The 7,125-nt window shown below is 62.9% G+C and carries 11 protein-coding genes; 7 read left to right on the top strand and 4 right to left on the bottom strand.

What is annotated here, in order from left to right; genetic code table 11:
• From CKO42_RS25215 to CKO42_RS25195, 5 genes are all read left to right on the top strand, one after another.
• Positions 1-794, top strand: a 794-nt coding sequence (locus CKO42_RS25215; protein WP_200251563.1) for an AAA family ATPase, incomplete at its 5' end; no start/stop codon positions are given.
• A gap of 9 nt (positions 795-803) precedes the next feature.
• Positions 804-1,001 (top strand): hypothetical protein, encoded by a 198-nt coding sequence (locus CKO42_RS25210; protein ID WP_200251560.1) that lies wholly within the window; start codon positions 804-806, stop codon positions 999-1,001.
• A 111-nt stretch (positions 1,002-1,112) separates the two neighbouring features.
• Positions 1,113-1,340 (top strand): hypothetical protein, encoded by a 228-nt coding sequence (locus CKO42_RS25205; protein WP_200251558.1) that lies wholly within the window; start codon positions 1,113-1,115, stop codon positions 1,338-1,340.
• Between the two features lie 105 nt (positions 1,341-1,445).
• A complete protein-coding gene (locus CKO42_RS25200) occupies positions 1,446-2,384 on the top strand; it encodes a hypothetical protein (RefSeq protein ID WP_200251556.1) in 939 nt (312 codons plus the stop codon).
• A 65-nt stretch (positions 2,385-2,449) separates the two neighbouring features.
• Positions 2,450-3,208, top strand: coding sequence for an HNH endonuclease (locus tag CKO42_RS25195; protein ID WP_200251554.1), 759 nt, complete (start codon positions 2,450-2,452; stop codon positions 3,206-3,208).
• On the opposite strand, the gene CKO42_RS25190 is transcribed toward CKO42_RS25195, so the two are convergent.
• The 4 genes from CKO42_RS25190 to CKO42_RS25175 all read right to left on the bottom strand — a co-directional run bounded on the left by CKO42_RS25190 (position 3,194) and on the right by CKO42_RS25175 (position 5,889).
• A complete protein-coding gene (locus CKO42_RS25190) occupies positions 3,194-4,249 on the bottom strand; it encodes a 2-hydroxyacid dehydrogenase (protein WP_200251551.1) in 1,056 nt (351 codons plus the stop codon). The genes CKO42_RS25195 and CKO42_RS25190 overlap by 15 nt on opposite strands.
• A 125-nt stretch (positions 4,250-4,374) precedes the next feature.
• Positions 4,375-4,737: a DUF5615 family PIN-like protein gene (locus CKO42_RS25185; RefSeq protein WP_200251548.1), complete on the bottom strand. Its 363-nt coding sequence runs from the start codon at positions 4,735-4,737 to the stop codon at positions 4,375-4,377.
• A complete protein-coding gene (locus tag CKO42_RS25180; protein ID WP_338035006.1) occupies positions 4,734-4,985 on the bottom strand; it encodes a DUF433 domain-containing protein in 252 nt (83 codons plus the stop codon). The genes CKO42_RS25185 and CKO42_RS25180 overlap by 4 nt, the downstream gene beginning before the upstream one ends.
• Before the next feature lie 175 nt (positions 4,986-5,160).
• A complete protein-coding gene (locus tag CKO42_RS25175; protein WP_200251543.1) occupies positions 5,161-5,889 on the bottom strand; it encodes a site-specific integrase in 729 nt (242 codons plus the stop codon).
• A 146-nt stretch (positions 5,890-6,035) separates the two neighbouring features.
• Between CKO42_RS25175 and CKO42_RS25170 the strand changes: the two genes are divergently transcribed.
• Both CKO42_RS25170 and CKO42_RS25165 read left to right on the top strand, forming a co-directional pair.
• Positions 6,036-6,248 carry a hypothetical protein gene (locus CKO42_RS25170; protein WP_200251539.1) on the top strand — a complete coding sequence of 71 codons (213 nt, stop codon included), beginning with the start codon at positions 6,036-6,038 and terminating at the stop codon, positions 6,246-6,248.
• Between the two features lie 361 nt (positions 6,249-6,609).
• Complete coding sequence (locus tag CKO42_RS25165; RefSeq protein ID WP_200251536.1) at positions 6,610-7,041, top strand: SOUL family heme-binding protein; 432 nt, start codon at positions 6,610-6,612, stop codon at positions 7,039-7,041.
• The last annotated feature ends 84 nt before the right edge of the window (positions 7,042-7,125 follow it).

Raw genomic sequence — 7,125 nt, 5'->3', positions numbered from 1 at the left:
GCGCACAGGCTGAATTGGATGCCCTGGTCGCCGAAGGACCGAGGATCGAGACCCGACCACCGTCGCGCCGCGTGCTGATCCCGTCCGATGTGGAGATCGCCGGTGCGGCCCTGGCGCCGCGCTGCATCGTGGACCGCTACCTGTATGCCGACGTGGCGCAAGTGGTCGCCCCCGGCGGCACCGGCAAGACCACTCTGCTGCTCTATGAGGCCGCGATGATCGCGCTCGGCGCGCCGCTCTGGGGGCTGCGGATCGAGCAACCCGGCTGGACGCTGTTCGTGACCGCTGAGGACCGCCGCGAGCGCCTCCTGGCCCGCCTGCGCGAGATCGTGGCCGCCCTCGAACTGTCGGAGGTCCAGCGCCGCCGCGTGTTCGACAGTGTGCTCTTTTGGGATCTCTGTGGCTCAAGCCTGAAGCTGACGCAGTTGATCCAGGGCAATGTGGTGCTCACGCGCCTCGCGGATGACCTAGGCCGCGCCCATCGCGACGACCGCCCGGCAGTGGTGACCTTCGACCCGCTGGTGTCATTCGGCGCCACTGAGCAGGCCGTGAATGACAACGAACAAGCCCTGATCACCTCCGCTCGACGCATTGTTCGCACCTTGGACTGTTGCGTGCGTTTCGTTCACCACACCGGTCAGGCGAATGCCCGCGCCACGACCCTGGGCCCGCACAGTTGCCGAGGGGGATCGGCGTTAGCCGACGGCTCGCGCATGACCACCGTCCTCCAAGCCTGGAATCCCGATGACGAGAGCCACCGGCGACCGCCCCCCGGCTGCAAGCCCGATCCCTAGAGCAGCCTCATGATCCTGGCCAGGGCTAAGCTGAGCTATGCGCCGCCCAATCTGCCGGAGCTCTGGATCAAGCGCACGGGCTACGCCTTCGAGAGCTTCGTCGAGCTGAAGCGCTCGCCGGAGGAGGTGCTCGATCAGCCCGGCGCGTTGACCTCGAAAGACCTCGACCATGCCCCTTTCAAGGCGCCAACGACACTCGCTTCCTAATAACGCGCCGCCCTATAGGGAAAGAAACAACAGCGCGTTAAGGCGCGTCCGTTTCTTTCCCCCTGTGCCTCAACGCGCTGGCGAGGCTTGGCGCGTTGCGGCGCTTTTGACGTGTTAAGACAGACAGCGGCCAAGAACAGATCTTCGGTTGATCCGACACTTAACCGCACATGGCTGTTTACTGTTGCGCGAAGGCGGTCGACATTCCGCTACGAGGAGGCGCTGAGCGATGTCAAATCCGCCATCGCTTATCACCTGGAAAACTTCGGCCCGGATTTACTGGAAGATGATGAGCAGGTGCTGGAGGCCTTCGTCGCCGAAACCAGGATTGCGGCCTGAACATGCCAAAGTATCCGGTAGACGCTCAGACCCTTAAAGGAGCCGCTGCCGAGGCTCGTGGCTCAAGCTTATGCCTACCAGCAGCCCATCGGCTAAACTGCTGATATGAGCCGCGTCCACCGTATCGCCTGGCATGAACTGCTCGGCAAAGCCCTCACCGATGCACTGATCGGGCTGCCTTACAGTGTCAGCACCGAAGAAGAACTCGCCCTCCGCAGCCAGCGCTTAGATGTGCTGATCATCGAGCAAGCCGCAGCGGTCAGCAGCAACCGTCGCGGCACTCAAGTCGCAGCCGAGGATCTGCCATGCCCCGATGGTCTCGAAGACCTCGCCGCGCACAACCTGCTCAGCTTCAAAGCCGCCGGCGCGCCCTATGACGCCTGGGCGCTGGAAGAGCTCAACAGCCACTACGTCACCTACCGCAAGCTCGCATCCATCCGTGCGCTGCAACAGCGGCCCGCCGATGATGAGCGCCCCGTCAGCGAACCCAACAAGGCCTATCCCCTGCTGCCAGCGGTCGACTTCCGCAGCTACGCCATTGCCACGCATTTTCCACGCAAGCTGATCAAACAACTCCCGCCCGGCAGTTGTCAAAGGAGCGAACAGCCCGGCATCTATACCCTGCGCGCCGGCACCCGCGAGGTGCGCCTTATCGTCATCAACGACCTGCGCGCGCTGCCGCACAACGCCCCCTGGCGGCTATTCTCCAGCAACAAAGCGCAGCAACGCGCGGCGCTACACCAGTATCATCCGCGCAGCGAGATCGGCCTTCACCTCTCCAACCTCCTCGCCCACCACCTGCTCGGAGACGGCAACATGGCTCACACCTTTGAAGACATGCAACGCGAAGCCCACGAATGGTTAAAAGAGTCCATCCGTAAGCTCGATCCCGATGAGGTGCTTCAGTGCTATGGCCCAGAAGAGCGGCTCAAGGGGCTCGATCCTGAGGAGCGGCTCAAGGGGCTCGATCCTGAGGACGTGTTTTCGCGCTTTGATCCTGCCACGATCGAGGCTTGGCTGAAGAAACACCGTCGGGACCACTAATACCCCGGTGGCCCGGCACCGCGGCTCCAGACCATGATCGACAAGCAGGTTATTCACTGGGTCGCATGAGGCCGATTCAGGATCCACAGTCCTTCATCGTCCGCGAAGAGTGCGAAAAGGCGGCCTGGCAGCACGGCTTTCGCCGCCAGCTTGGGCACCGCGAAGGCTGGGCGGGATTCGCGTCGACCACGGTGCCGGGCAAGATCCATCTCGCGGCGACAGGTGCCCGAGGACCTTGGTTCCTCGCGCTGGATCATGCGGGCGTCATCGAAGAGCTAGGCCTCCCAGAAGCCGCGATGCCGGGGCCAGGTCAAGCTCGCTATGCTTTTCCAACCCTAGGCGAGTTCTACCGCGCGTTGCCGCATGTCTACCGGCTCTCGGCCAGCCTGCCCGAGGGGCCGCTGATGGCGTTTCAAACTAAGGTCAAAGGCCTGCCAAAGACCACCGAGGCCGAGCGGCTGGTGATACAGCGCATCGGCCAAGACATCTTCCGCGCGTGCTTGCTGGACTACTGGCAGGGCCGCTGCCCGCTCACCGGCATCACCGACGCCGAGCTCCTGCGCGCGTCGCACATCATCCCCTGGTCAGACTGCACCAGCGATGCCGAGCGGCTCGATGTGCACAACGGCCTGCTCCTTTCGGCGCTCTGGGATGCTGCCTTCGATCGCCGCCTGGTTAGCTTTGAGGACAGCGGTGAGCCGTGCTTCTCGCCCTTGCTGAGCGAGGCAGCCCGTGCCGCGTTGCGCTGGCAGCGTCCCTTGCCGTTGACCGACAAGCACAAAGAGCGGCTCGCGATCCATCGAACGACGTTACTGGTCGGTTGAAGACGTCAATGCCGGCGACGCTGGACTGGCAGAACGTCTCATCTGCACATCAGGGTTGAACCATGCTGCATACCCGTCGCCCTCCACCCGATGACGCGCAATGCCCGCTAAAAAGGCCTCGATATTCGCTGCGATCTCCACCACCACACGCTGCCGAGCCTCGCGGCTGGCCCAGGCGATATGCGGCGTGACGATCAGGTTGGGGATGTCCGACCTCAGCAGCGGATTGCCCCCACGCGGCGGCTCGGTGCTCAACACATCGACGCCGGCGCCACCGATGGCGCCAAGGCGCAGGGCCTCGGCCAGCGCCGATTCATCGACGATGCCGCCGCGAGCGGTATTGATCAGTAGGGCGTCGCGGCGCATCAGCCCCAGCTCGCGCGCGCCGATCAGCCCGCGCGTGGTGTCGGTGAGCGGGCAGTGCAGGCTCAACACATCGATCTGCGGCAACAGCTGCTCGAGCGCCACTCGGCCCTCGCGCGCAGCGCCACCAGGGCGCTGGGCGACCAGCACCTGCATCCCGAAGGCCTCGGCGACCCGGGCAACGGCCTGACCCAACTCGCCATAGCCGAGAATGCCGAGGGTCCGTCCGGCCAGTTCGCGAATGGGATAGTCCATCAGGCAGAAGCGCTCATGCTGCTGCCAGGCACCGCTGGCAACCGCGCGTTGATATTCGGGCAGGCGAGTGGTCAGGGCCAGGATGAGCGCGAACACATGCTGCACCACCGCCGGGGTGGCATAGCGCACCACATTCGCCACCGCGATGCCTTGCTCGCGCGCCGCATTCAGGTCGACATGGTTGGTGCCGGTCGCGGCAATGCAGATCAGTCGCAGGGAAGGGGCCGAGGTCAGCACAGCGCGATCCAGGGCCACCTTGTTGGTCACCGCGATCTGTGCATCGCCGAGGTGCTCTAGAATCTGGGTCGGTTCTGTCTGCGGATAGCGTCGCCAAGCGCCACACGCTCGGTCCAACGGGGACAGATCAAGGTCGCCTTGATCGATGGTGGCCAGATCCAGCAAAACGCCGTGCAGCGGGGACATCATGGGACTCGTCGCGGGGATTTAAGATGCAATGATCGCACGGTCAAACAGATCACAGCCATCCATCGCGATGATGGCTTGTGAGGAGATTGCGCCGCTTTGGGTGAGCTGAGTCTTGTCCTGTATTAACTCGAGCGAGAGGCTGTGCGTGAGACACGCACGCGTTCGGTCCCGACCGTCAAAATCGCGCCTTCGGCAAGATCGGCCGCATAACGCTCGATCAGTTGCGCCATCAAGGCAATGCGATGCGCGGCCGGTACGTCCGGCAGACGCACGATCCCCGTATGCGGCTGGTTCTGGAAGAACACGAGCAGACCGAAATCGCTATCGATGGTGACGATCACCCGTTCTTCACGAACCGCCCATCCGAGGAGCGCTTGGTCGCCGGGATCAGGGCTGATTTCAGTGGCCTCGCGGACGTCATGGCCTTGCTCGCGCAGCCAGTGCGCGAGCCGCCGCCCCGCGCAACGGTCGACGAGAAACCTCATCCCGAGACCGCGATGCGATCGATCCGCTCATGGGCGATCATGCTGTGCGCATAGGCGAGGCAGGCGTTGATGTCGGCCTGCTCGAGGTCTGGATAGTCATCCAGAATGGCCTCCGAGGATTCGCCTTGAGCGAGCAGGCTCAAGATCAATTCGACGGAGATGCGCAGGTCGCGGATGATGGGCTTTCCGCCGAACACCTCTGGGCGGACAGTAACCCGTCCTAACAGCTCGTTTTGGCTCATGGTCATCATTGTTCGATCGTCATTCGGGTTTGCCAGGGTTAACCGATGGCTCGCTGTGGGCTGAAAAGGCGCTGGTCGGACGGAGTAGGACGCTGATCAAGGGGTCATGCCCCCACATGCGCTTGGAGAAAATACAGCCTCGTTGCTCTGCGGTTTCCCGCTGCTCAGCAGGAATGTTGCGCTAGCTGATGGCCTTAATCGACGCCAAGTGCGCTTCCCATGCCTGCAATGCTGCGCGCTTTTCGTTGATGTAACTATGGCGATCATAGTGAACAGATTGCACGCCACTCAGGCCATGACTGAGCAGTTGCGCGCGCGTCTCACGACTGATCCCCATGCTGGCGAGCATGGTCTCGATGGTACGCCTGATATCGCGGAGGTTAAACGGCTCGGTCTTCATGACGGCAGTGATCTCGACAAGCCGCTTGCCGGGCGTGGTTTCCGCCATCGTCGCGCCACCTGTCGACACCCAGAGCGAAAGACTTGGCGGTCGCGGTCGGTCGGATGCGCTGGACCCCGCTTGTTCAACCTTCTGCTGTGCGCGTTCGATCAACTGAGCCACCAAGGCCGCGCCTTTCGGTGCGAGCGGGATCAGGTGTTCTCGCGGCTCGCGACGTTTGCCCTTGGTGTCCCAGAGACGCAGCGTCTGGGTACCCTCATTGTAGTCAGCCACCCGCGTTCTGAGCAGCTGCGACATGCGCTGTCCGCCCGCAAGCACGGCAAGTCGCAACGCGAGATCAGGCAGTTCATCGCTCAGCGCGGCAAGATAGTTGCGCAGTTCGGCCGCACTCAGGGTGCGATGGCCGGCGCGAACCGGAATCGTCGGAATGGCATCGACCGGGTTCATCTCCACCGCAAAGGTGGCCATCGTCGCATTGGCTGCGCTGTCGTAAGGCGCGCGAATCGCCATCGCATAGGCGGCTCGAAGTAGCTACGCAGCACCCCAGCCGTGCGCTCTTTGCCCGCTTCCCGAACCCTACGGATGATGGTCGCCATGTCGCGCGGCGTCATGTCGCGCGCCGGTGCTCGGGCTAGGTCTGGATGAGCCTTTTCCACATGCACCTTGAACACGGATCTGGCATTGCCGGCGCTCTTCCGCTTGCCCTGCTGTTCCAAGGCGTCAGCGTAAGCGTTGCACAGCGCGATCAGGGTGCTTTGACGCTGTGCTTGGGCCTCTGCAAGCGCGGCTTCCTGCGCGGCTTTGCGTGCCTCTTCAGCCGCCTGACGCGCCGCTTCCTCGGCCTCGAGGTGTTCGCGAAGGTTCTTTAGCAGGGAACATAGTTTAAGTGTTTGTCTAAGAAGCACTTTAGCATGGCTTGGAGAACGCTGCTGGCCCCTTTGTGTTCCCCTTTGAAAGTAGCCATCGCTGACAGCGCGTTGTGGCGCTCGCGATCTGAATAGCGACTTGTGGCTGGCGACGTTCCCGCACGCGACCTTTGGGTATCCTGATGCCATCTGCCCGATGGGTCTCGGTGGCGCGGGCTTGCTTTGCATGAAGTGTGGCTCGTCACCACCAAACCCGTCTTGCCAACACGACAGCCGCACGAGGACATTGATGATGAACAGGCACACGCAACGCTTGACGCGTATCGCGTTGACGATGCTACTGACAGTTTGGGGAGGGCAAGCAATGGCCACCGAAGAACCGGCTTACGAGGTCGTCCGTGAAGGTCCCGTTTTCGAGCTGCGCCGCTATCAGCCGCAAGTGCTCGCTGAAACCGAGGTGCAGGGCCGCTTCGACAAGGTCAGGGGCAAGGCCTTTGGCATCCTTGCCGACTACATCTTCGGCAACAACCAAGCCGCCGAGAAGATCGCGATGACCGCACCCGTCACGCAGCGCCCGGCGGCCAGCGATGATGACCAAGCCGGAACACGGATCGAGATGACCGCCCCGGTGACGCAACGCCCCGCGCAGACCGACGGCGACAGCTTCATCATCAGCTTTGTGATGCCGGAGCGCTTCACGCTCGAGACCGTGCCGCGTCCCAACGATCCGCGCGTCACCCACCGCGAAGAACCTGTCAATGATCGCGCATATGGAGCCACCCGGGGATCGGGATAAAGGAGCCACCCTCTGACCGAGATAATGGAGCCACCGCCTGACCGGGATAATGGAGCCAGCTCAGGACCGGGATAATGGAGCCAT

This window comes from Lamprobacter modestohalophilus (assembly GCF_016583905.1).
Classification (GTDB): domain Bacteria; phylum Pseudomonadota; class Gammaproteobacteria; order Chromatiales; family Chromatiaceae; genus Lamprobacter; species Lamprobacter modestohalophilus.
The sequence above is the reverse complement of the archived record's forward strand: the minus strand, read 5'-3'. Positions and strand labels throughout refer to the sequence as shown.